The sequence below is a fragment of the Mameliella sp. AT18 genome (assembly GCF_028807275.1).
Taxonomy (GTDB): Bacteria; Pseudomonadota; Alphaproteobacteria; order Rhodobacterales; family Rhodobacteraceae; genus Antarctobacter; species Antarctobacter albus.
Map to the genome: position 1 here is coordinate 1 of NZ_JARAMO010000173.1, position 1,372 is coordinate 1,372.

General features: G+C 60.9%; 1 protein-coding gene. It reads left to right on the forward strand.

Annotation, left to right across the window (positions count from 1 at the left end; all coding sequences use genetic code 11):
• Positions 1–122 precede the first annotated feature (122 nt).
• Positions 123–1,322, forward strand: a complete 1,200-nt coding sequence (locus tag PVW46_RS15250; protein ID WP_274576477.1) for an IS256 family transposase — start codon at positions 123–125, stop codon at positions 1,320–1,322.
• The last annotated feature ends 50 nt before the right edge of the window (positions 1,323–1,372 follow it).

Below are 1,372 nucleotides of genomic sequence, written 5' to 3' on the forward strand. Positions count from 1 at the left end.
GTTAGTGTCCTAGGACGTGGTGTAATTTCTGCGCCTTCAACGGTGTAATCCCGGGTGGCCATTGAGGTGTATGGTCGAGGTGGAGTTTGGCGACTTCAACCACGAACCACACGGAGACCCCAATGACCAAGACCAACATGGACCTTTCTGAGCTTCTCGCAAAGCAGGATGGCGGTGACTTTTTGCGCGCTGTCGCCGAGGCCGTTCTTCAGCTGATCATGGAGGCCGATGTCGAAGGCCTGATCGGTGCTGGCAAGCACGAACGGGCCGATCAGCGCACGACCTGGAGAAACGGGTATCGCGAGCGCTCTCTTGATACCCGTTTGGGCACGCTGAACCTGAAGGTGCCGAAGCTGCGGCAGGGCAGCTATTTCCCTGGCTTTCTGGAGCCGCGCAAGACCTCGGAAAAAGCGCTGGTAGCGGTGATCCAGGAGGCGTGGATCGGCGGCGTCTCCACGCGCCGGGTCGATGAACTGGCGCAGGCCATGGGGCTCTCCGGTATCTCGAAGAGCACGGTGTCGAAGCTCTGCAAGGACATCGACGAGCGCGTGAACGAATTCCTCAATCGCCCGCTCACCGGCGAATGGTCGTATGTTTGGCTGGATGCGACCTATCTCAAGGTCCGGCAGGGCGGGCGCATCGTCAGTGTCGCCGCTATAATCGCTGTGGCGGCCAATACCGATGGGCGCAGGGAAATCATTGGTCTGGGGCTTGGCCCTTCCGAGGCAGAGACATTCTGGATGGACTTCCTGCGCGGCCTGAAGGCACGCGGTCTCGACGGCACCAAGCTGGTGATCAGCGATGCGCACAGCGGCCTCAGGGCGGCCATCGAGCGCGTGTTCGACGCCACCTGGCAGCGCTGCCGTGTCCACTGGATGCGCAACGCCCTGGCGCATGTGTCTCGCGGTCAGCACACCGTCGTCGCCGCCGCGATCCGGCAGGCCTTCGATCAGCCCGACCGCGCATCTGCCGGGGAAACCTGGCGCAAGGTGGCAGATCAACTCCGGTCACGGTGGCCCAAGCTCGCCGAGTTGATGGACGACAGCGAACATGATGTCCTCGCCTACATGGCCTTTCCGCGTCAGCACCGCACAAAGCTGCACTCGACCAACCCCATCGAACGACTCAACAAGGAAGTGAAACGCCGCGCGGATGTCGTCGGGATCTTCCCCAATGAGCCGTCGATCATCCGCCTCATCGGCGCAGTGCTTTTTGAGCAAAACGACGAATGGCAAACCGCCAGCCGTTACATGATGGTCGAGGCATTCGCACAGATCGACAACGAGGAGACAGACCCAATTCTCAGCATCAAAGCCGCCTGATCATGACCTCAGGCCACCTGACAAATTACACCACCTTGACGGACGTGACC

What these genes read in the sequence shown, in the direction of transcription:
- PVW46_RS15250 (WP_274576477.1), top strand. Translation starts at nt 123, where the DNA reads ATGACCAAGACCAACATGGACCTTTCTGAGCTTCTCGCAAAGCAGGAT.